Below are 20,346 nucleotides of genomic sequence, written 5' to 3'. Positions count from 1 at the left end.
TCTCGGAGCGCTGCTGCTGATCGGCGTCGCCGGCCAGGTCAGCTGCACCGGCGACTGGAACCACACCGAACTCCGACCGGCACCGCCGCCGCGCCACGCCCGACCTCCGCCGCCCGCAGGGGAATCGACGCCCGTGGGAACCTGTGATCGTAGGCCTGTTCTTCCCGGGAGTGGCCGACGCGGAGGTGGCGATGAGGGTCGTGTTCGTGCACGGGGCGTGCGTGCGGGACGGGTCGTGGTGGTGGCACCGCACCGCCGAGCTACTGCGCGAGCGGGGGGTGGCGAGCGTGGCCCCGGCGCTGCCGAGCTGCGGTGAGACGGGCGCGCCCGGCGGCGCCGACGGTCCGGGGCTGCCCGAGGACGTCGCCGCGGTACGGCAGGTGCTGCAGACCGGTAAGGAGCCGACCGTCGTGGTCGCCCACAGCTACGGCGGCATCGTCACCGCGGAAGCCGCCGCGGGCATCGGGTCGGTGCGGCACCTGCTGCTGGTCACCAGCTACCTGCCCGAGGTCGGGCAGAGCCTGTCGGAGTTCGGGGACGGCGGCCCCGCCCCGTTCATCGACGTCGACGCGGGCGCCGGCACCTTCGGCGTCCGCCCCGAGCTGCTCGTGGAGACGTTCCTTCAGGACTGCGACACCGAGGTCCAGGCGCAGGCCGCCGACCACCTCGCCCGGCAGAGCGTGCGGGTGACCGGGCAGCCGGTCGGGGCGGCCGCCTGGCAGCAGGTGCCCTCGACGTACCTCGTCTGCGCCCAGGACCGGGGCACCCCGCCGCGGCTGCAGCGCGAGTTCGCCCGCCGGGCCGGCCGCGTCGTCGAGCTCGACACCGGCCACCACCCGTTCCTGTCCCGGCCCGCAGCGGTCCGGGACCTGCTGCTGAGCCTGTGACGGCAGCCGCGGGCGAGCCTGGCCGGAGTACCCCGGCCACCGGCTGACACCCCTACCGCATCCGCCGGCGCAGCCCCGTCGTCGGCGCAGCACCCACCCTCAGCGCCGTCCTGCCGTCAGCGCAGCCCCGCCGTCCGGCGCTCGAACACCTCGGGGCGGGCGGACTCCAGCGCCGTGGAGACCGCGCCGAGGAGCACCGCCTCCTCCCCCAGGAGGCTCGGCGCGAGTGTCGGACGCATCGGGGCGAGCCGGTGCAGGGCCTGCTCCAGTGGTTCCAGGAGCAGGTCGGCGCTGCTGCCGATCCCGCCGCCGAGCACCACCAGGTCCGGGTCCAGCACGGCGGACAACACGGCGACGGCGTAGGCGAGTTGCTCGGCCTCCCGCTCCACGGCCCGGAGCGCCGCGGCCTCCCCGGCCCGGGCCAGTTCGAAGACCTGCTTCGCTGTCGGCTGCCGCGCGGTGCCCTCCCCGCCCAGCCCGAAGTCCCGGGCGGTGCGCACCACGGCGTCCGCGGCGGCCTCCTGCTCGATGGTCGCCACCGGCTCGTCGGGGCGGGCGGGCAGCGGCACCAGTCCGATCTCGCCCAGCGCGCCGTGCGCGCCGAGCAGTAGCTCGCCGTCCTTGACCACGCCCAGCCCGAGGCCGGTGCCGACCAGCAGGTAGGCGAACATCCGGCTGCCGCGCCCGGCGCCCAGGGTGTACTCGCCGAGCGCGGCCAGGTTGGCGTCGTTGGCCACCGACACGGCCGTCCCCAGTCCCTCCCCGATCCGGTCGAACAGCCCGGGCCGGCCCCAGCCGGGCAGGCTGGAGGCGTAGCGCACCCCGCGCCGTTCCTCGTCCCACACGCCCGGGGTGCCGATCACGGCGTGCACGATGTCGCCGGCGGCCAGGCCCGCTTCGGCGATCGCCTCGTGCGCGGCGGCGACCACGGCGTCCGCGACGGCGTTCGCCGAACGGCCGCGGTTGGCCACGTCCCGGCGGGCGACGACCGTCCCGGCGAGGTCAGCGACGGCCACCCGCAGCCGGGCCCGGCCGATGTCGACGCCGAGTACGTGCCCGGCCGTCGGGTCGACCTCGTACAGCACGGCGGTGCGGCCGCGTTCGGGGGCCAGTCGCCCGGCCTCGCGGACCAACCCGGCCTGTTCCAGGGCGGCCAGCGCGGCCGAGACAGTCGGCTTGGACAGGCCGGTGTCCCGGGCCAGTTGGGCACGCGAGGAGCCACCGCCGGTGCGCAGCAGCTCCAGCAGCAGCCACTCGTTGTTGCTGCGCAGCCGCTGCCGGTTCCAGGGCACCGCGGGGGCCCCGGCCGCCGGGCGACTGGTCGGCTGGTGGGGGCTCATCGGTTCCTCCGGTCTGGTGCTCACGGACGTCTCCGGCACGGGCCTCGCGCGGTCCGGCACGCGTCGCGCATGAGTGTCGCGCATGAGTGTCACGCGGTCTGGCACGGGTCGCGCACGGTTTCGAACGGTCGCGCACGGGTTCGCACGGGTTTCGCACGGGTCTGACGCTGGTCTGCGGGTGGTCTGGCACGGCCTGCGGCGTCCGGTGTCGGGCGCCGACGCCCCAGTATGACCGGTGATCATCCGGCGTTCGCCCGCCGGACGCAGGCCGCTCTCCGGCACGCCACCCGGGCGCCGCTCCAGGTCGTGCGGCTCATCCCTCCCGGTTCCTCGCTCCTGCGGCACCGCTGCGGCTACAACACCGTCCCCGGCCGGTCAAGGTTTCGTCCAGTTGTGGGCGTGCCGCGCTCCGGCGCGTGATCATGGGCGTATGCACTTCCGGCGCGACAACCGAGCAGAGGGCTCCCCGCCCGCGACACCGGGCACCCGGTCGCTGGCGGCGACGGCGGCGGCCCTCGCCGCGAGGATCGGCGCGATCACCGGTGGTGACCACGGCGGTGCCCGCGACGGTGACCCGGGCAGCAGCCACGGCAACGACCCCGGCGGCGACGATCCCGACCTGCTCCGCGCGGTCCTCGACGCCGCCCCGGTCGGCGTCGCCGTGCTCGACGAGCGGTTGCGCTGGCAGTACCTCAACCCCGCCTTCACCACCGCCACCGGCCTGCGCCGGGCCGACCTGCTCGGCCGCACCACTGAGGCCACCGCCTTCGCCGGTGCCGCCGCCGTGCTGCGCCGCGTCCTCGCCGACGGCCTCGATCGCGAACAGGCCACCGGCGGCGCGGGCGCGGGCCACCCCGTCCCGCCGGGCCTGCGAGTGCGCTACCGGCCGCTGCGACACGCCGGACGGACCACCGGCGTGATCGTCGTCGTCCTGGACGACCCCGACCCGGCCCGCGAGCAGCTCCGCGAGCTCGAACAGGCCCGCGCCCGTCTCGCGCTGCTCGACGCCGCCGCCGAGCGGATCGGCACCACCCTCGACATCGGCACCACCTGTGCCGAACTCGCCGCCTTCGCGGTGCCCGGCCTCGCCGACCTCGCCGTCGTCGACGTCCTGCCGCCCGAGGCCGAACCCGCCCGGGCCGGCCGCGGCGCATCCCAGCGGCTGCACCGCGCCGCCGTGCGGGCCGTCCCGGCCCTGACCGACGCGCTCGCCGACCTGACCCGCCCGGGCGAATCGATCCGGCACCGGGAGGGATCGGCCGCCGCTCGCAGCCTCGCCGGCGCCATCGCCGTGCTCGCCGAGCCCGGCCCGGAGGACGCCTGCCCCGCCGGGACCGCCTCCCTGCTCGTCCTGCCGCTCGCCGCCCGCGGCCGCCTCGTCGGGCTGCTCACCCTCGGCCGTACCGCCGCCACCCCGCCCTTCACCGCCGACGAGGCCGTCCTGCTCGGCGACCTCGCCGCCCGGGCCGCCACCGGTATCGACAACGCCCGCCGCTACGCCCGTTCCCAGGGCATCGCCCTCGAGCTTCAGCGGGCCCTGCTCAGCGAACCCGGCAACCCGCACCAGAACCTCGCCCTCGCCTCCCGCTACCTGCCGTCCGGCACCAGCTCGGTGGTCGGCGGCGACTGGTACGAGACGGTCCGGCTGCCGTTCGGCCGCACCCTGCTCGCGATGGGCGACGTCATGGGGCACGGCGTCGAGGCCGCCGTCGACATGAGCCACTACCGTTCCGCCCTGCGCGACATCGCCGGGATGGACCTGCCTCCGCACCGGATCCTGCGCCAGCTCGACACGGTCATCTCGGCCGACGACTCCGCCCGCCCCGCGACCTGCCTGCTCGCCCTCGCCGACCCGGGCCGCGGCCGCTGGACCCTCTCCAGCGCGGGCCACCTGCCGCCCGCCCTGATCACCCCCGACCAGCCCACCGAACTGCTGCCCGTCCCCACCGGCCCGCCCCTCGGCACCGGCCTCGGCGGCTACGAGCAGACCTCCCACCCCCTCGACCCCGGCCGGACCCTGCTGCTCTACACGGACGGACTGGTCGAACGGCGCGGCGAGGACATCGACGCCTCCCTGGAGCGCCTCGCCGCGCTGCGTCTGCCCGCCACCGGCGACCTCGACGACCTCCTCGACGCCGTCCTCCACTCCCTCGTCCCGCCCCCGTCGCCCGCCGCCGAGGACGACATCGCCCTCCTCGCCGCCCGGGCCAGGCCGCGCTGACGGGGTTCCGCTTCGCGGCGGTCACCGAGGTGGACGTCGTCCCGGAGCAGGTCGAACGCGCCCGCGCCGGGCGACGGGCCGCGACGCCCGGTGCGGCGGCGGGTCGTCAGGGCTCCGGCGCGGCGCTTCGGGCGCGTCAGCTCGGCTGCTGGGCCCGGAGGTCGTCCAGTTCGTCCCGGAATCCCCGGATCAGAAGGGCCAGCCCGGTTTCGAAGACCTGTTCGCGAAAGTCGGGCGCGGGGTTCAAGAACGGTTCGAGTCCCGGCGGAAGGTCCTCCGCCGGTGCGGTGCCCAGTGGGTGTCCTTCGAGGGCGAGGGTCGAGCCCATGACGAACTGCTTGAGGGCCATGGTCACGGTCAGCAGGCGATCCTCCGGGAAGCCGGCCTCACGCAGCATCGCGAAGGCGTTGGCATAGACCTGGAGTGCCGCCACCGACTGGGCCGGACGGGCAGCCAGCAGCGGCATGGCGTTGGGGTGGGCGGTGAACGTGGCGCGGTAGGCGCGCGCCCAGGTGGCCAGCGCGGTCGTCCACGGCCGGACCGCCGGGTCGAGGTCCATCTCGGCGACGATGAGTTCGAACATTCCCTGGATGATCTCGTCGCGCCCCGCCACGTAGTTGTAGAGGGACGGGCCCTTGACGCCCAGCCGGGCCGCGACGCGCGTGGTCGACAGCGCGTCGGCGCCTTCCTCGTCGACCAGCTCCAGGGCCGCCCGCATGATCCCCTCTCTGGTCAGCAGCGACCGCGGCGGTCTGCCCATCGTCTCTCCTCTTTCCTTCGGCTGCGCCACCCCCGATGCGTGCTGTGATCACGGACTAGTGTACGTTCTCGACCAGGTAAAACTACTGGCTCTAGTTTTAGGGCGCCGGTGGATCGCGCCCGGTGCCGCACCTGCACCCCGGGCTTCGATCCGAGGCGCTTTTCGCCCCGGAATCCTGTCGTTCCTCCCGCGGTGGACCTTGCCGACGCGACGCCTGGCATGCCCCTGACACTCTCGCGGTGGATGGCGGCCGGTGCGCTGCTCCTCTCCTGTCCCACATTCACTGAAGGTGACCCTCCGCATGAACATGCGCACCCTCGTGCTGCCCGCGCTCGCCGTGTCCGTTGTGCTCACGCTCAGCGCCTGCGACCCGACGACGCCGGCCGTCCAGTCCACCGATGCCGCCGCCCCGGACACGGTCGCCGGCGCCCCCGGCTCCGCGTCCACCGCCCAGGCCCAGGGCCCGGCTCCGGCCGGCGACGCGAAGGTGACCCTGCTGTCCCCCGTCGCCGACCGCACCCCGGCCGCCGCACCGGCCGCCGCACCAGTGCCCGCGCCGGCCCCGGCCTCGTCCTCGCCGTCGTCCCCGTCCAAGGCGGCTGCCGCCGCACCCGCCCCCGCCCCGTCCGGCACGCCCGCCGTCGTGACCGGCACGCCCGACCTCAAGCTCGCCGCCTACGACCAGAAGTCCGGCAAGGCCGTGCTCGCCGTCGTCGACAGCGGCAAGGGCACCCCGAGTCCGGCCGCCACGGCCGCGGTCGCCGCCGCCGTCAAGCCGGGCCAGGTGATCGACAGCCCGCCCTCGGCCGCCGCGCCGAACGGTGCCCTGCTCGCGGTCACCGCCGTCAAGCCGGCCGCCGCCGGAAAGGTCGAGGTCAGCACCCGCCCGGCCACCATCTCCGAACTGCTCGGCCAGGCCTGGGCGAACGTCAAGACCGCGCTCGACCCGCACAAGATCAAGGTCACCCCGCAGCTCAAGGACGTCAAGGTCTCCTACGTCCCCCGCGCCGACGGCGCCGCCGGCTCCGCCTCCGCCGCGCTGAAGCTGGACGCCGACGACACCATCGACCTGCCCGGCGGGGCGAAGGCCCAGCTCACCGGCTCGATCGAACTCGACCCGAGCGTCACCTTCTCCTACCAGGGCGGCGGCCTCCTCAGCCTCGACCAGGCGAAGGTCGGCTTCGACCTCGGCGCGCACGCGAACTGGCGCGTCACCGCGGGCCTGAGCAAGTCGATCAGCCAGGTCAAGATACCGATCGCCACGCTCACCTCCCCCTACACGGTGATGGTCGGCGAGGTGCCGGTCGTGATCACGGTCAACGTCACCGTCTACGCCGAGGTCTCCGCCGACGGCACGGTCACCGTCGACGTCGCCCAGGCCGCCGACGGCGACTGGGCCGTCCACGCCGACTACACCAAGGCCGGCGGCTGGACCGGCACCAGCGAGCCGATCAAGACCACCATCTCCCCGGTGAAGGCCTCGCTCGACGGCAAGGCCAACGTGCGCAGCGGGCTGGTCGCGGACGGCTCGGTCGCCCTGTACGACTCCGTGGGCGTGAAGGCCACCGTCGAGCCGTACCTCAAGGCCGCGGTGGACGGCGCGGTCACCATCGACAGCAGCGCCGGCAAGCCGGTCGTCCAGGGCAAGGCCGCCCTCTCCGGCGGGGTCGAGATCGACGGCGCCGTGCTCGGCCGCATCGCCGTCTTCGGTACCCCGCTGTTCGAGAAGGACCTGCCCTTCAAGATCTACCAGCACGAGTGGCCGATCGTGACGGGCGCGTACAGCAACGCCGGCCCGGCCGCGAGCCCGGCCGCCGCGCCGAAGAGCTGACACCGGGCCGACTGCCCCGTCGGGATCCGGCGAGCCCGCCGGATCCCGACGGGGCCGGGCCCGGCTCGAATCCCCCGAGACCGTCGTGCCGCGCCGTTGTCAGTGCGCTCCGGGTTCGGACAGCTGTGCGTCCACCAGGGTCCGGCCCGTCGTGGTCCGGCAGTAGAGGACGGAGCGGCCCGCTCGCCGGCGTTGGGTCAGCCGGGCCTCGCGCAGGATCCGCAGGTGCCGGCCCACCGAGCCCAGCGGGAGGCCGGTGAGGGCCACCAGCTGGGTGGTGGTCTTCGGGGTGTCGAGCAGGGCGAGGATTTCGGCGCGGGCGGGGCCGAGCAGGGCGGCCAGGGCCTTCGGCACCGGGCGGCGGTCGTCGTCGACCAGGACTCCCGAGCACGGGTAGACGACCGCGAAACGCCGGGCGGGGAGCATGCGCCCGGCGGGGGGCAGGCGCCGAGCGGGGGGAATGCGCCGGCCGTCGACGGGCGGGGCGTCCCAGCAGACCCAGCTCTGGTTCAGGGTGACCGGGACGAACATCAGCTGGACGCCGGAGAGTTCCAGCGGCGGGCTGTCGAAGCCGGTGATCTGCAGGCGGTCCTCCCCGAGCCAGCGCATCCCGGGGCGCATGTCGTCGAGGGTGGTGGCCCAGCCGTGCAGGCCGAGCCGGGCGGTGCGGGCGAGGATGTCGGCCTCGATGATCCGCCGGCGGCGCGGCCAGGTGTCCTGGACCGTCTCCGTCCACACCCATTCCAGCAGGTCAGCGGCTCGTGGGGCCAGGTCGTCGCGCCGCAGCAGGTCCGGCAGCGAGCGGTCGAGTGACTCCGCCAGGTCGGCGCGGACGACGGCGGCCGGGGTGCCGCGTACCTGCTCCAGCTCCTCGGCGAAGGTGGGTTCGCCGTCGCCGAGGGGGGTGGGGGTGAGGAAGGTGGCGTTCCACCGGCGCCCCAACGCGGCCCCGACCAAGGCCGCCGTGACCGGGTCGCCGGCCAGGCGGTCCCGGTAGTCGGCGAGGTGGGCGGCGAGCCATCGGTGCTCGCCGACGTGACTCGCGCTGCCGCGGTGCAGGGTCTTCAGGCCGGCGAGCGCCTCCGCCAGCGGTGACGTCACGAACCGGCCCCCGGCGAGGGTGTCCGCGTCGACCCGCCACCAGCCCATGTGGTTTCGCCTCCCCGCGAAAGTCTGCCGACGCGTCGATCATGCCGGAGAGACTCCCCGCATGCGTACGTATCGGGAGCTCTTCGGTACCAGGGAGTTCACCCCGCTCCTCCTCGCCTCGGCCGGGCAGACCGCGGCCCAGACGGTGGGCGGGCTGGCCCTGGGCATTCTGGTGTTCCAGCGGACGGGCTCGGCGCTGCTCTCCTCCCTGGCCATGTTCGGCCCCGCGCTGGCCCAGCTGGTCGGTGCGGCCACCGTCCTGTCCGGCGCGGACCGGCTGCCGCCCCGCGCGGCGATGACCGGCCTCAGCCTGCTCCTCGGCGCGGGCACGGCCCTGCAGGCGATCCCCGGGCTGCCGGTCTGGGCCGTGTTCGCGGTGCTGCTGGGGCTCGGCGTCGTCGACTCCGTCGGCGGCGGGGTGCGGTACGGGCTGCTCAACGAGGTCCTGACCCGGGACGGGTACCTGCTGGGGCGGTCCGTCCTCAACATGTCGGTCGGCGTCATCCAGATCTGCGGCTTCGCGGTCGGCGGCGCGCTGGTGACGGTCCTCTCGGCGCGCGGCACGCTGCTGCTGTCCGCCGGCCTGTACCTGCCGGCCGCGGTGCTGGCACGGTGCGGGCTGGGCAGCCGTCCGCCCCGGGGCGCGGGGCGGACGTCGGTCGCCGAGACCTGGCGCACCAATGCGCGCCTCTGGTCCTCGGTGCCGCGACGGTACGTCTGTCTCGCACTGTGGGTACCGAACGGCCTGATCGTCGGCGTGGAGTCGCTCTACGTCCCGTACTCGCCCGCCGACGCCGGCCTGATGTTCGCCCTCGGGGCGGTGGGCATGCTGGTCGGGGACACCGTCGCGGGCCGTTTCCTGCCCGCCCGCCGGCGGGACCGGTTGGCCGTCCCGCTCTGCGTCCTGCTCGCCGCCCCGTACCTGGTCTTCGCGGTCCACCCGGGGAGGCCGGTAGCCCTGGTGCTGGTCACGGTCGCCGCCTTCGGGTACGCGGCGGGGCTGCTGCTGCAGGAGCGGTTGATGGCGTTGACACCGGACGAACTGAGCGGGCACGCGCTGGGCTTGCACAGCTCCGGAATGCTGACCATGCAGGGGGTCGGCGCGGCCGTGGCCGGTTCGGTGGCCGAGCTGACGTCGCCGGCCACCGGCATGGTGGTGACGGCGGCGGCCTCACTGGCCACCACCCTGCTGCTCGCGCCCGGGCTGCGCGCAGGCCCTGCGGCGGGTGGTGCGGCGGCGGCCCCGGAGGAGGAGACCCTCCCCGCACGGCAATAGGTCGGTGTCCCGGTATGTCCCGGTCCCCCGACAGCGAACCCGCACCCCCAGCGCCGGTCCCTCGCACCGGGTCAGTTGAGAGGAACCGGGCCCGGGCCACGCGGCCCACTCCTCCGGACGGCGTCTTCGGCGGTGGCGTGGACGGGAAACAGCGTGGCGGTCTCGGTGATGTCCAGGACCCGCAGGGTCCGCGGCGACGGGGCGATCAGCACGAGCGGGATGCCGGCCTCCAGCGCACGTCGGCGGGTGCGGAGAAGCAGGTTGAGGCCGGTGGAGGTGAACAGCGTGACGCCGGCCAGATCGACTGCGAGCAGAGCCGGGCGCCGGTCGAGCGCGGCGTCCAGGGCCTGGGCGGCGATGGGCCCACTGTCCATGATCATGTCCCCGGTGAAGGAGCACACGAGGGCATCGCCGACCCGGACGGTCTCCGACTTCAGGCAAGCAAGCACTTCTCCGCGCCCTTCACCCTGAGCTCTTCCGGTGCCTTCCTGTTGATCGGGTTCACACAAACCATCTCCAAACGACAGGCCGCCGTGCGAATCCACTGCGGACGCGACGCGAAGTGCGGCTCACCCACTCTTCGCCCGTTCTCCGGGCATGTCAACCATTGCACGAATCTGCTGTCGTGTTTCGGCAGTCGTGAAGCGGAAGTCCTATGGTGGAGACATGGAGAACGGCACCAGGACCGAGCGGCACTGGACCTTCCTGACCAACCACGCCCGCGTCCTGGTCCAGATCGCCCGCGACCCCGGCATCCGCGTGCGCGACATCGCGACCCGCTGCCTGCTCACCGAACGCGCCGTCCAACGCATCATCGTCGACCTCGAACAGGCCGGGTACCTCACCCACGAGCGCCGCGGCCGCGCCAACCACTACAGCGTCATCGACAGCAAACAGCTGCGGCACCCCGCCGACGCCGGCCCCACCATCGCCGAACTCCTCTCCACCCTGCTGCGCTGACCCGCCCCTGCCCCGCGGTCATCGGGCAAGGGGGTAGCGCCGGCAGCACGGAGGTTACGTGCTGTCACGGCGTGGTGCGCTGAGAGGCATCCGGCACCGAGAGACACATATGAAGCCCAGTCAAGTGGCCCGGCCCCGAACGATTCAGTCGACCGATTCGGCCCTCAGCCGAGTCGGGTGCGCCGGACACAGTGACCCTAGGTTGTTTGTCGGGGCCGGGCCGGGGTACACGGGCGGGCCGTGGAGCGGCTTTCCCACTGGAGAGGGCCGGGGCCGCTTCAGGGACTCTTCCAGGGACATCGATCATGAATAACGCCAAACTTGCCGTCGCATTGGGCGCGGCCTACGTCCTCGGGCGCTTCCACAAGGCCCGATGGGCGCTGGCCCTCGCCGGAATGGCGGCGGGAAAACGTCTGAATGCCAACCCCGGGGTGCTGCTCGGTGAGGTGCTGGAATCGTCGCCCCAGCTTCGTCAGCTGGCCGGCGACGTGCGCGGCGAACTGGCCCAGGCGGGGAAGAAAGCGGCCATCGCGGCGGCGAGCAACCGGGTCAGCGCCCTGACCGACCAGTTGCAGCGGCGCACCGAGGACCTGCGGGAGGGCACCGCAGGACGCGACGAGGAGCCGGAAGAGCCGGACGAAGAGCCCGACGAGGAGAAGGAGGAGCCGGACGAAGAGCCGGACGAGGAGCGCGAGGAGCCGGACGAAGAGCCGGACGAGGAGCCCGAGGAGGACCAGGCCCACGACAGCGGCACCGCGAAGAAGCAGCGGGCGCCGCGTTCCCGGGCTGCCACCTCTCGCTCGACGTCGTCGGCCCCGCGCCGCGCGTCGCCGTCCGCGTCGAAGCGGACTTCCGCCTCCGCGACGAAGACGACCCCTTCACGCTCCCGTACGACCGGTAGCAGCGGCACGACACGCAAGAGTGCGGCATCGTCCGGTCGACCGGCGAGCAAGTCGAGCGAGTCAAAGGCTCCGTCGTCGAAGGCTCCGGAGAGGAAGGCTCCGGCGAAGAAGGCGGCCGCCCCACGCAAGGCCGCGGCCGCGAAGAAGACGGCGTCGGCTTCGACCCGTAAGACCGCCGCCTCCTCGTCCACCGGCCGTAAGAGCGCGGCCTCCTCCTCCACCGGCCGTAAGAGCGCGGCTGCGCCGGCGAAGAAGAGCAGCGCCACCGCCGCGCGCAAGACCACGAGCGCGCGCGCCTCGTCGGCGCGCAAGCGGGGGTGAAGGTGATGGCCGAGCAGACCAAGGACCGAGGCCTGGGCGGGCTGGGCGAGGTGCTGGAGGCACTGCCCACCGACCGGCTGCTGCAACAGGCGCGCGAGTTGGCGACCGCGGCGGGGGAACGGGCCGTCGCGGTGGCGAGCGACAAGGTGGCGGAGACCACCGGCCGGCTCGCCGACTACGTGGAGCGCGGCGGTCGTCCCTCCGACGATCACGGTGAACAGGGCGGGGGCGGCGGAACGTCCGCGATGCGGGTTCTGCTGAGTGCGGGAGCCGCAGGCGTGAAGCAGATGGTCGGCAACAAGCTCACCGGCGGGGGAGGAGGCGGAGGCAAGGGCGCCAAGCTCAAGGTCACCAACATCGTCGAGGAGATCGAGGTCGGTGTCCCCGTGCGGGTCGCCTACAACCAGTGGACCCAGTTCCAGGACTTTCCCCGCTTCACCAAACGGCTGGAGAGCGTGTCTCAGGAATCCGAGGAGAAGCTCAAGTGGAAGGCCGGGATCTTCCTCTCCCACCGCACCTGGGAGTCGACGATCATCGAGCAGGTGCCGGACGAGCTGATCGTCTGGCGGTCGCAGGGCGAGAAGGGTTCCACCGACGGCACCGTCACCTTCCACGAGCTGACGCCGAACCTCACCAAGATCCTCCTGGTCCTCGAGTACCACCCGAAGGGCCTGTTCGAGCGCACGGGCAACCTGTGGCGGGCCCAGGGTCGGCGGACACGCCTCGAACTCAAGCACTTCCGCCGGCACGTGATGACCCGCACCATTCTCGACCCGGACGGGGTCGAGGGCTGGCGCGGGGAGATCCGCGACAGCGAGGTCGTGCGCTCCCACGAGGACGCCCTCGAAGAGGAAGAGGCCGAGGGCGGCTTCGACGAAACCGCGGACGAAACCGCGGACGAACCCGAGGACGAGGACGAGGCCGAATACGACGCCGAGGACGACTCCGAGGACGAGCGGGAGCCGCGATCCGGCGAGTACGACGAGGAGGAGGAACCGGCCGAGGAAGGCGAGGACGAGTACGACGAGGAGCCCGGGGAGTACGACGAGGAGGACCAGGAGGACCAGGAGGACGAGGATCAGGAAGAGCCCGAGGACGACTACGCCGCAGAGGAGGAATGGGAGGACGAACCGGATGGCGAGGACGAGGAGCAGGAGCGCGAGAGCGAAGACGAGCAGTACGACGACGAGGAGGAACCGGCGGAGGAGTACGCCGAGGACGAGTACGACGAAGACGCCGAGGACGAGGACGAGGACGAGGAGCCCCCGCAGGCGGACACCGACGAACGACCGGCCCCACGGGCCCGCAGGCGCGCGCCGGCACGGGTGAGGTGAGCCGTCATGACCGTCGCCCCCCGTCCCAGCCACTACCTGGACCGGCCCTCGTCCAGCGGTCTGGTCGACGTCATCGACCTGATCCTCGACAAGGGACTGGTCATCGACATCTACATCCGTGTCTCCCTGGTCGGGATCGAGCTGCTGACCATCGACGCGCGCATCGTCGTCGCCAGCGTCGACACGTACCTGCGGTTCGCCGAGGCGGTCAACCGCCTCGACCTGAAGGAGGACAAGAGCGAGGGGCTGCCCGAACTGATGCAGAACATGCGCCAGGGCGGGGCCCGGAGCAAGACGAAAGGCGCGCTCGAAGGCGTCAAGGAAACGGTCGGCGAAGTGATCGACCGGGTCACGGGGAACGACGAGGAGGAGCCCGAGCCCAAGGAACGGCCCCGGACCCGCTCGCGCACCCAGCGTAGGGAGCGCGAGTGATGAACGGCCGTGCACCCGCCGACGAACGGGCCTGTTACGTCTACGGCATCGTGCCGGCGGGCGCCGACCCCTCAGGACTGGAGGGGATCGGTGACCCGCCCGTGCCGGTCACCCTGGTGCGACACCGGGGCATCGCGGCGCTGGTCAGCGATGTGGTGACCGACCGACCGCTGGGCACCGCGGCCGACCTGCGGGGCCACGCGCGTGTCCTGGACACCGTGGCCGCCCACGCGGCGGTGCTGCCGCTGCGCTTCGGTGCGGTGGTCCGCGACGTGTCGGCCGTGGCCGACGACCTGCTCGCCCCCCACGAGGAGGAATTCCTGCGCGCACTGGAAGGCCTGCGCGACACCGCCCAGTTCACCCTGCGCGCGATCTACCAGCAGGACCGCATCCTGCGAACGGTACTCACCGACCGAGAGGACATCGCCCGGCTACGGGAGGAGGTCACCGCCCTCCCGGAGGAGGCCGCCTACTACGACCGGGTGCGTCTCGGCGAGATGATCGCGAACGAGATCGCCGCCCACCGGGAGGCCGACACCGCGATCGCACTGGAACGCCTCGCGCCGCTCGCGGCGGCCGTCAACGCCTCGCCCGCCGCCGACGGGTCCGGCGACCAGGCGGTCAGCGCGTCCTTCCTCGTCGCCAAGACCGACTGGGACGCGTTCGAAGCAGCCGCGGAAGACCTCGCCCGCGACTGGGCGGGGTACATCACCACACGCCTGCTCGGCCCGCTCGCCCCCTACGACTTCGCCACCGACGCCGTGGCCGAGGCCGCACCCGCGGAGGAGGCGCCCTAGCCATGGGTCTGATCACCGGACTGCTCACCCTTCCCCTGGCCCCTGTACGCGGCGTCGTCTGGGTGGCGGAACAGCTCTACGAGCAAGCCCGCCGGGAGCTGACCGACCCCACGGCCATCCGCGCCCAGCTCGCCGAACTGGAGGAAGCCCGCGCCAACGGCACGATCGGTGAGGAGGACGCCGCCGCGCAGGAGGAGGAACTCGTACAGCGCCTGTGGCAGGCCAAAGGCGCCGCCGGAGGCCTGGAGGTGTAGACCATGCCCGAACGCGAGCCACGCCCCCGTCGCCCTTCCGCCCCGCCCCGGGACACGGAGGAGCCTCCAAGGCGCCGCCGCCCCGCCGCGGACTCCGAGCCCACCCGGCCACGGCGGCGGGCCGCGCCCGCGCCCGATCGGGAGGACGAACCACCGGCCCCTCGGCGCCGCCCCACGTCCAAGCCCGATCGGAAGGACGAGGCCCCGGCACCTCGGCGCCGCGCCACGTCCGATCCGACGCGGCACGCACCCCGCCGCCACTCCCCCGAGCCGCAGGAGGAGACCGAGCACCCCGCCGCACCACCCCGGCGCCGTGCCCCTTCCGCCGACCGGCTCGACGCGCGAGGCGCCGCCGTGCGTGCGGCCATCTGCGTCCAGGACCTCACCGGGCGCAGCCCGGAGGGCGTCGCCTCGCTCGACCGCACCCAGGACGGTTGGCAGGTGGGGGTGGAGGTGCTGGAGGCACACCGCATTCCCGATTCGACCGACATCCTGGCCGTCTACCAGGTCGTGCTGGATCCCGAGGGCGAGCTCGTCTCCTACCGCAGGGAACGCCGCTATCACCGGGGCCGGGCGAACGAGGAGCTGTCATGAGTGAGTTGAGCGGCTACGGCGGCGCCGGCCCGCTGTCGCACCTGCCGAGGACCTCCGCGGCTCCGCAGTCCGCGAATCTGGCCGACCTGCTCGAGCGGGTGCTCGACAAGGGCATCGTCATCGCCGGGGACATCCGGATCAACCTGCTGGACATCGAGCTCCTCACGATCAAGATCCGCCTGCTCATCGCCTCGGTCGACCGGGCCCGCGAGATGGGCATCGACTGGTGGGAGCACGACCCGAGTCTCTCCTCCGGCCGGCGCGACCTCGCCACCGAGAACCGGCTCCTCCGCGAGCGCCTCGGCCAACTCGAGGCCTCCCACAGCCTGTCCGCCGCCACCGACGCCTCCAGTGCCACCGACACCACCGACACCACCGACACCACCCCCGAGCAGGTGGCCGCCCCCCGCCCCGCCCGCAAGACCACCCGCACCCGGCGCACGCCCCGGATCGACCCCTCATGAGCACCCAGCCGCCGACCAACACCTGGCTCTACGCCATCGCCGACGCCGGATGCACACCCCCGCCCGGTCTCACCGGTGTGGCCGGCGAAACGCTGCGCGCCATCGCCGCGCCGGACCTGACCGCGCTGGCCGGCAGTGTGCCCCGGGGAGACTTCGACGAGGAGCCGCTCCGCGCGCACCTCGCGGACGCCGCCTGGCTGGAGCACGCCGTCCGCGCGCACCACCGCGTGGTCGACACCCTCGCCCGTACGGCCCCGATGCTGCCCCTGCGCTTCGCCACCCTCTACCGGGACGACCGGCGGGCGGCCGCCATGCTCGAGCGGCACCACGACGAACTGCTCGCCTCACTCGGGCGCGTCACCGGGCGCGTCGAGTGGGGTGTCAAGGCCTACGCCAGGCTCGCCGGCCCGACGCCCGACGCCGCCGCCGAGAGCGGCGATACCCGGCAGGATCCGGCGGCGCGCCCCGGCACGGCCTACCTCCTGCGCCGCCAGGCCCAGCACCACCGCCGGGAGCAGGACCAGCAGCAGGCCGCGGACGACGCCCAGGACGTCCACACCGCGCTCGCGCAGGCCGCCGCCGAGGCAACCCGCCACCCCCTGCAGCGGCCCGAAACGGTCGGCCGCACCGAGCCCATGGTCCTCAACGGCACCTACCTCGTCGAGCAGGCCCGCACGGCCGCCTTCCACGCGGCCGTCGACGCGGCGTCCGCCCGCTTTCCCGGCCTGCGCCTGGAGACGACCGGCCCCTGGCCGCCCTACTCCTTCACCGCGGCCGTCCAACCCGGCGATGAGCAGCGATGACCACCGGCTCCCGACCCCCCACCGCCCGGCCCGGGCTGCCGCCCACCGTGCCCGAGCGGAACGTTGCCCTGGTCGACCTGCTGGACCGTCTGCTCGCCGGCGGGGTCGTCATCGCGGGCGAGATCACCCTGTCCATCGCCGATGTGGACCTCGTGCGGATCAGCCTGCGCGCCATGATCGCCTCGGTCCGCGCCGCGACCCAAGCCACCGACCAGGAGCCGACGTGAGCGCGCCCGACACACAACCCCAGGCCGCCCGCCGTGTCCCGCTGGAACCCGAGACCGTCGCCCGCGACCTCACCTGCCTGGTCCTGGCCCTGGTCGAGCTGGTCCACCAGCTCATGGAGCGCCAGGCCCTGCGTCGCATCGACCAGGGAGACCTCGACGACGACCAGGTCGAGTCCCTGGGCCTGACCCTGATGGCCCTGGAACAACGCGTCGACGAGCTGCGCGAGCACTTCGGTCTCACCCCGGACGACCTCAACATCGACCTCGGCCCGCTCGGCCCCCTCCTCGCCCCCGACTGACCCCGACCGACCGCGACCTACCGCGGCGCCGCCGGCTCGCGGACCGGCTCGGGCTTCACATTTCCGCAGGCCACGGGTCTGAAATCGCCGACCCGGGGCATACGCGTCAATGGATCCCGTCTCCTCGAGGAATGAGGACACCATGAGTGTCGGCAAGAAGGCCAAGCACACCGCGACCACGACCAAGGGCAAGGTCGAGGAAGCCGCTGGCAAGACGGTCGGCAATGAACGACTCATCGCCAAAGGAAAAGGCGACCAGGTCAAGGGCGACATCGCCCAGGCCGGCCGCAAGGCCAAGGACGCCATGAAGGACGTGACCGGACACTAGCCGTACGGCTGGGCAGGTCGTGCGCGGAGCCGCCCTCGGGGGCGGCTCCGCATCAACGTCGGTGAGCCGGTGTCGAGCCGGCCCGGACGGGAGTGTCGGCGAACTGTGCCTACTTGCGGCGGCTGAAGATCCGCTTCGCGGCGTAGATGATCCCGACGATCAGGAGCACGAAGAAGAGGATGATCAGGATGATCACGACCAGGAAGAACTTGCCCAGCTTGGCGAGGAAGCCCTTCTTCTTCTTGGTGTCCTTGGCCGCGAGGTGCGAGGCATCGCTGCTCGACGGGGCGACGGACGAGGCGATCGACGAGGCGGCCGGTGCGGCGGTGGCCCGGCCCGCGTAGGCCGGTGCGCCGGGGCCCGACGCGGCAGCGGCGACGGTTCGGGGTGCGGCCACGGCCGTCGCGCTCGACGCCGCGGCGGTGAGGCCTGCGGCGGCCAGCAGTGCCACCAGGGCGCCGGCTATCGAACGTGCGATCCGGTGAGTCATCGTGCTCCTCGTGCGGGTTCGGGGTGGTGTGGATGAGCCCGGTCAGCCAATTCTCATGGTCTGACCAGCTGGTTTTCTCATCTGCGCCTAGTATGCTCCACTGAAGTTCTACAGCGGTGTAAAAGTTTGGCGACGGGCCCTCGCCCGGATCGGCTCCGGCCCCGGGCCACGCAAGCCCACCGCTCCGACGGGGGCTCCGTGGCAACTGTGGAGGATGACGACGTGTCTGGCCGCAAGGGTTCCCCCGACGCCGAGATTTCGCCGAACCGGGCGGGCGGACGCCGGGCGGCGAGCCGAAAGGCCACTCCGGATCGGGGCGAAAAGGACACACCGGACACCGCGGACGGCCGTCCGGCGAGCCGGGCGAAGAAGAAGCCCAAGCGCAGCACCAAGGAGAAGGTGCTCTGGACGACCGCCGGCTGCACCGCGCTCGTGCTCCTCGCCGGTGGCGCCCTCTACTACCGCCTGGACAGCAACATCTCCACCTTCGACCGCGACGCCGTCAGCAAGGACCGCCCGGAGGCCGCGGCCCCGGACGCCCAGGGCCGGACCCCGGTGAACGTCCTGCTGATCGGCTCGGACAGCCGTGGCAACGGCAACAGCGACCTGGGCGGCGGCGGGGACGGCGGCGCCCGCTCGGACACCGCGATCCTGCTGCACGTCTACGCCGACCACAAGCACGCCGTCGGCATCTCCATCCCGCGCGACTCCCTGGTCAACCTCCCGCCGTGCAAGCTGCCCGGCGGCAAGTGGACCAAGGAGCAGACCAATGTGATGTTCAACAGCGCCTTCTCCGTGGGCAACACCGAGCAGGGCAACCCGGCCTGCACCCAGAACGCCGTCGAGAAGCTGACCAACCTGCGCGTCGACCACACCATCGTGGTGGACTTCAACGGCTTCGCCTCGATGACCAAGGCGGTCGGCGGCGTCGAGGTCTGCCTCCCGAACGACATCCACGAGGGGGACCTCAACCCCAATCTGGGCCATAAGGGCAAGCTGATCTTCGCCAAGGGCAAGCAGAAGGTCGAAGGCCAGACCGCGCTCGACTACGTCCGGGTCCGCCACGGCATCGGCGACGGCTCCGACATCGGCCGCACCAAGCGCCAGCAGGCCTTCCTCTCCTCCCTCATCAAGGAGATCAAGTCCCGCGGCATGGACCCGACCACCCTGCTGCCGCTCGCCGACGCGGCCACCAAGTCGCTGACCGTCGACCCCGACCTCGGCTCGGCCGCCAAACTGCTCGACTTCGCCATGTCCCTCAAGAACGTGGACCTGCACGACGTCAAGTTCCTGACCACGCCCTGGCGTTACGAGGGACCGCGGGTCGCCCTGGTCCACCCGGACGTCGACCAGCTCTGGGCCGCCCTCAAGGCCGACCGCACCATCGACGGCCAGGACGCGAGCGCGCCCGCCGGCTCCGGATCCGCCGCCGAGGCGACACCCACCCCGTCCGAGACCTCGACCACGGATGCCGCCAGGGCCGCCGACATCAAGGTCTCCGTGCTCAACAGCACCGGCCAGGCCGGGCTCGGCGGCAAGGCCGCGGAGGCCGTCAAGGGCGCCGGATACACCGTCACCACCGTCGGCAACGCGACCGGGAAGGCCCGCAGCACCACGGTCGTCGAGTACGGCGCGGGCGAGCGCGGCTCCGCCGAGGCGGTCGCCAAGCTGTTCCCGGGCGCGACCGTCCAGCCCGGCGGCCGGGGCGTCAACGTCGTCCTCGGCCACGACTTCGCGGCCGCCAACCCGGCGACCGCCGCCACCTCGGCCCCCGGCGCCACCACCCCGGCCCCGCTGCCCACCAGCGTCAGCGGCACCGCCCGCTCGGCGGACGACGACCCCTGCGCCAACGTCTCGTACGGCTGAGCGGCGGCCCGCGGCCGCTCCCCCGCACACGACGGCGGGGCGGCCCCGGACCGCCGTCCCGGGGTCGCCCCGCCGTCTCGCCCTCCGCGCCGACTCCGTGTCAGCGTCTCGTCCCGCAGGACGGGCAGAAGGCGGCACCGTCCGGAACGTCCTGGTGGCAGCTCGCGCACTGGACGGCCTGCGCCAGCCGGAAGCCGCACCCCGGGCAGAACGGCGTGCCGTGCGTCTCGGTGTGGCACTGCGGGCAGACCAGCTGGCGCGGCGCGTCGACGTCGAACGCGGCGCCCGACTGCTGCCCCGCCTTGTACGCGCGGTCGCTGACCGCGTCGTTGAGGCCGCGGTGCTGCGCCGCCGTCGCCTCGGCCGCGGTGTCCGGGGCGCAGCTGAAGCAGAGGCCCTGGGCGGGGTTGAAGCAGCGGCCGCAGACGTAGTGGGTGCACCGGGCGCACCGGTTGAAGTGCGTCTGGGCGTTGGCTATCGCCCGTTGGAAGGCGGCGTCCCGCGAGCCGCCCCAGGTCTGACCGGCCAGGCCGTCGGCGGCGTTGCTGATGGTGTTGGCGTTGCCGCCGATGAGGTTCCAGGCCGCGCTGACGCCCTTGCCGATCCACCCGGCCATCTGGCCGGTCCGGAACGCCTCGAACGGCGAACGCCAGGTGTCCGAGCAGCGGTAGCAGGAGAACTCGAACTGGAAGCCCGCGCCGGTGCCGTGCTGCTCGCACAGGTCGCGGTAGTTGCTGCTGAAGTAGATCTCCGAAGTCACGTCGTCCCCGGTCGCTGAAGTGGCATGTCGGCGGTCGCTCCCAGGGACGAC

General features: G+C 73.0%; 23 protein-coding genes. 17 read left to right on the top strand and 6 right to left on the bottom strand.

From position 1 onward, the window contains the following. The first annotated feature begins 191 nt into the window (after positions 1–191). The gene (locus ACZ52J_RS25040; protein WP_465621856.1) at positions 192–887 is read left to right on the top strand and encodes an alpha/beta fold hydrolase; all 696 of its coding nucleotides are present in this window, start codon (positions 192–194) and stop codon (positions 885–887) included. A 116-nt stretch (positions 888–1,003) separates the two neighbouring features. Here the strand turns inward: ACZ52J_RS25040 and ACZ52J_RS25035 are convergent, their stop codons facing one another. Beyond that, positions 1,004–2,227 (bottom strand): ROK family transcriptional regulator, encoded by a 1,224-nt coding sequence (locus ACZ52J_RS25035; protein ID WP_465621938.1) that lies wholly within the window; start codon positions 2,225–2,227, stop codon positions 1,004–1,006. A 430-nt stretch (positions 2,228–2,657) separates the two neighbouring features. Between ACZ52J_RS25035 and ACZ52J_RS25030 the strand changes: the two genes are divergently transcribed. After that, positions 2,658–4,448: a SpoIIE family protein phosphatase gene (locus tag ACZ52J_RS25030; RefSeq protein WP_465621854.1), complete on the top strand. Its 1,791-nt coding sequence runs from the start codon at positions 2,658–2,660 to the stop codon at positions 4,446–4,448. Positions 4,449–4,584: 136 nt separating this feature from the next. Here ACZ52J_RS25030 and ACZ52J_RS25025 read toward each other — a convergent pair whose 3' ends face one another. Then, positions 4,585–5,208 (bottom strand): TetR/AcrR family transcriptional regulator C-terminal domain-containing protein, encoded by a 624-nt coding sequence (locus tag ACZ52J_RS25025; protein WP_465621852.1) that lies wholly within the window; start codon positions 5,206–5,208, stop codon positions 4,585–4,587. Positions 5,209–5,509: 301 nt separating this feature from the next. Between ACZ52J_RS25025 and ACZ52J_RS25020 the strand changes: the two genes are divergently transcribed. After that, a complete protein-coding gene (locus tag ACZ52J_RS25020; protein ID WP_465621850.1) occupies positions 5,510–7,039 on the top strand; it encodes a hypothetical protein in 1,530 nt (509 codons plus the stop codon). A 99-nt stretch (positions 7,040–7,138) separates the two neighbouring features. Here the strand turns inward: ACZ52J_RS25020 and ACZ52J_RS25015 are convergent, their stop codons facing one another. Beyond that, positions 7,139–8,188, bottom strand: coding sequence for an ArsR/SmtB family transcription factor (locus ACZ52J_RS25015; protein ID WP_465621848.1), 1,050 nt, complete (start codon positions 8,186–8,188; stop codon positions 7,139–7,141). A gap of 61 nt (positions 8,189–8,249) precedes the next feature. Between ACZ52J_RS25015 and ACZ52J_RS25010 the strand changes: the two genes are divergently transcribed. Then, positions 8,250–9,464, top strand: a complete 1,215-nt coding sequence (locus ACZ52J_RS25010; protein WP_465621846.1) for an MFS transporter — start codon at positions 8,250–8,252, stop codon at positions 9,462–9,464. Between the two features lie 71 nt (positions 9,465–9,535). On the opposite strand, the gene ACZ52J_RS25005 is transcribed toward ACZ52J_RS25010, so the two are convergent. Continuing rightward, the gene (locus tag ACZ52J_RS25005) at positions 9,536–9,913 is read right to left on the bottom strand and encodes an STAS domain-containing protein (protein ID WP_465621844.1); all 378 of its coding nucleotides are present in this window, start codon (positions 9,911–9,913) and stop codon (positions 9,536–9,538) included. A gap of 217 nt (positions 9,914–10,130) precedes the next feature. Here ACZ52J_RS25005 and ACZ52J_RS25000 point away from each other — a divergent pair, with 217 nt between their 5' ends. The 12 genes from ACZ52J_RS25000 to ACZ52J_RS24945 all read left to right on the top strand — a co-directional run bounded on the left by ACZ52J_RS25000 (position 10,131) and on the right by ACZ52J_RS24945 (position 17,179). Then, positions 10,131–10,424: a helix-turn-helix transcriptional regulator gene (locus tag ACZ52J_RS25000; RefSeq protein WP_465621842.1), complete on the top strand. Its 294-nt coding sequence runs from the start codon at positions 10,131–10,133 to the stop codon at positions 10,422–10,424. A gap of 305 nt (positions 10,425–10,729) precedes the next feature. Next, on the top strand, positions 10,730–11,647 hold the full coding sequence (locus ACZ52J_RS24995) for a hypothetical protein (RefSeq protein WP_465621840.1): 918 nt from the start codon (positions 10,730–10,732) through the stop codon (positions 11,645–11,647). Positions 11,648–11,652: 5 nt separating this feature from the next. Then, entirely contained in the window at positions 11,653–12,981 is a 1,329-nt protein-coding gene (locus ACZ52J_RS24990; RefSeq protein ID WP_465621839.1) for an SRPBCC family protein, read from the top strand. Positions 12,982–12,987: 6 nt separating this feature from the next. Next, positions 12,988–13,413: a gas vesicle protein GvpJ gene (gene gvpJ, locus ACZ52J_RS24985; protein ID WP_360500288.1), complete on the top strand. Its 426-nt coding sequence runs from the start codon at positions 12,988–12,990 to the stop codon at positions 13,411–13,413. Further along, positions 13,413–14,210 (top strand): GvpL/GvpF family gas vesicle protein, encoded by a 798-nt coding sequence (locus ACZ52J_RS24980; protein WP_360500286.1) that lies wholly within the window; start codon positions 13,413–13,415, stop codon positions 14,208–14,210. Before gvpJ ends, ACZ52J_RS24980 begins: the two co-directional genes overlap by 1 nt. Positions 14,211–14,212: 2 nt before the next feature. After that, positions 14,213–14,464, top strand: coding sequence for a gas vesicle protein GvpG (locus tag ACZ52J_RS24975; RefSeq protein WP_360500283.1), 252 nt, complete (start codon positions 14,213–14,215; stop codon positions 14,462–14,464). 354 nt (positions 14,465–14,818) lie between these two features. Then, entirely contained in the window at positions 14,819–15,058 is a 240-nt protein-coding gene (gvpO, locus tag ACZ52J_RS24970; RefSeq protein WP_396289086.1) for a gas vesicle protein GvpO, read from the top strand. Then, on the top strand, positions 15,055–15,522 hold the full coding sequence (locus ACZ52J_RS24965; protein ID WP_465621836.1) for a gas vesicle protein: 468 nt from the start codon (positions 15,055–15,057) through the stop codon (positions 15,520–15,522). Before gvpO ends, ACZ52J_RS24965 begins: the two co-directional genes overlap by 4 nt. After that, entirely contained in the window at positions 15,519–16,325 is an 807-nt protein-coding gene (locus ACZ52J_RS24960) for a GvpL/GvpF family gas vesicle protein (protein WP_465621835.1), read from the top strand. Before ACZ52J_RS24965 ends, ACZ52J_RS24960 begins: the two co-directional genes overlap by 4 nt. Continuing rightward, the gene (locus tag ACZ52J_RS24955) at positions 16,322–16,552 is read left to right on the top strand and encodes a gas vesicle protein (RefSeq protein ID WP_360500275.1); all 231 of its coding nucleotides are present in this window, start codon (positions 16,322–16,324) and stop codon (positions 16,550–16,552) included. Before ACZ52J_RS24960 ends, ACZ52J_RS24955 begins: the two co-directional genes overlap by 4 nt. Continuing rightward, entirely contained in the window at positions 16,549–16,851 is a 303-nt protein-coding gene (locus tag ACZ52J_RS24950) for a gas vesicle protein K (protein WP_360500273.1), read from the top strand. Before ACZ52J_RS24955 ends, ACZ52J_RS24950 begins: the two co-directional genes overlap by 4 nt. 142 nt (positions 16,852–16,993) lie before the next feature. Next, positions 16,994–17,179 carry a CsbD family protein gene (locus tag ACZ52J_RS24945; RefSeq protein ID WP_465621832.1) on the top strand — a complete coding sequence of 62 codons (186 nt, stop codon included), beginning with the start codon at positions 16,994–16,996 and terminating at the stop codon, positions 17,177–17,179. 109 nt (positions 17,180–17,288) lie between these two features. On the opposite strand, the gene ACZ52J_RS24940 is transcribed toward ACZ52J_RS24945, so the two are convergent. Then, positions 17,289–17,669 carry a hypothetical protein gene (locus ACZ52J_RS24940; RefSeq protein ID WP_465621830.1) on the bottom strand — a complete coding sequence of 127 codons (381 nt, stop codon included), beginning with the start codon at positions 17,667–17,669 and terminating at the stop codon, positions 17,289–17,291. A gap of 222 nt (positions 17,670–17,891) precedes the next feature. On the opposite strand from ACZ52J_RS24940, the gene ACZ52J_RS24935 reads away from it, so the two are divergent. Next, entirely contained in the window at positions 17,892–19,535 is a 1,644-nt protein-coding gene (locus ACZ52J_RS24935; protein WP_465621828.1) for an LCP family protein, read from the top strand. Between the two features lie 100 nt (positions 19,536–19,635). Here the strand turns inward: ACZ52J_RS24935 and ACZ52J_RS24930 are convergent, their stop codons facing one another. Beyond that, positions 19,636–20,295: a double zinc ribbon domain-containing protein gene (locus ACZ52J_RS24930; protein ID WP_465621827.1), complete on the bottom strand. Its 660-nt coding sequence runs from the start codon at positions 20,293–20,295 to the stop codon at positions 19,636–19,638. Positions 20,296–20,346 lie beyond the last annotated feature (51 nt).

Source organism: Kitasatospora sp. NPDC034035, assembly GCF_055575755.1.
Note: the sequence above shows the minus strand (reverse complement) of the source record. Positions and strands in the feature narration are given on the sequence as shown.

Bases quoted from the DNA above. Each gene is read 5' to 3' on its own strand.
- ACZ52J_RS25040 (WP_465621856.1), top strand. From the start codon at position 192: ATGAGGGTCGTGTTCGTGCACGGGGCGTGCGTGCGGGACGGGTCGTGG.
- ACZ52J_RS25035 (WP_465621938.1), bottom strand. From the start codon at position 2,227: ATGAGCCCCCACCAGCCGACCAGTCGCCCGGCGGCCGGGGCCCCCGCG.
- ACZ52J_RS25030 (WP_465621854.1), top strand. From the start codon at position 2,658: ATGCACTTCCGGCGCGACAACCGAGCAGAGGGCTCCCCGCCCGCGACA.
- ACZ52J_RS25025 (WP_465621852.1), bottom strand. From the start codon at position 5,208: ATGGGCAGACCGCCGCGGTCGCTGCTGACCAGAGAGGGGATCATGCGG.
- ACZ52J_RS25020 (WP_465621850.1), top strand. From the start codon at position 5,510: ATGAACATGCGCACCCTCGTGCTGCCCGCGCTCGCCGTGTCCGTTGTG.
- ACZ52J_RS25015 (WP_465621848.1), bottom strand. From the start codon at position 8,188: ATGGGCTGGTGGCGGGTCGACGCGGACACCCTCGCCGGGGGCCGGTTC.
- ACZ52J_RS25010 (WP_465621846.1), top strand. From the start codon at position 8,250: ATGCGTACGTATCGGGAGCTCTTCGGTACCAGGGAGTTCACCCCGCTC.
- ACZ52J_RS25000 (WP_465621842.1), top strand. From the start codon at position 10,131: ATGGAGAACGGCACCAGGACCGAGCGGCACTGGACCTTCCTGACCAAC.
- ACZ52J_RS24995 (WP_465621840.1), top strand. From the start codon at position 10,730: ATGAATAACGCCAAACTTGCCGTCGCATTGGGCGCGGCCTACGTCCTC.
- ACZ52J_RS24990 (WP_465621839.1), top strand. From the start codon at position 11,653: ATGGCCGAGCAGACCAAGGACCGAGGCCTGGGCGGGCTGGGCGAGGTG.
- gvpJ (WP_360500288.1), top strand. From the start codon at position 12,988: ATGACCGTCGCCCCCCGTCCCAGCCACTACCTGGACCGGCCCTCGTCC.
- ACZ52J_RS24980 (WP_360500286.1), top strand. From the start codon at position 13,413: ATGAACGGCCGTGCACCCGCCGACGAACGGGCCTGTTACGTCTACGGC.
- ACZ52J_RS24975 (WP_360500283.1), top strand. From the start codon at position 14,213: ATGGGTCTGATCACCGGACTGCTCACCCTTCCCCTGGCCCCTGTACGC.
- ACZ52J_RS24965 (WP_465621836.1), top strand. From the start codon at position 15,055: ATGAGTGAGTTGAGCGGCTACGGCGGCGCCGGCCCGCTGTCGCACCTG.
- ACZ52J_RS24960 (WP_465621835.1), top strand. From the start codon at position 15,519: ATGAGCACCCAGCCGCCGACCAACACCTGGCTCTACGCCATCGCCGAC.
- ACZ52J_RS24955 (WP_360500275.1), top strand. From the start codon at position 16,322: ATGACCACCGGCTCCCGACCCCCCACCGCCCGGCCCGGGCTGCCGCCC.
- ACZ52J_RS24945 (WP_465621832.1), top strand. From the start codon at position 16,994: ATGAGTGTCGGCAAGAAGGCCAAGCACACCGCGACCACGACCAAGGGC.
- ACZ52J_RS24940 (WP_465621830.1), bottom strand. From the start codon at position 17,669: ATGACTCACCGGATCGCACGTTCGATAGCCGGCGCCCTGGTGGCACTG.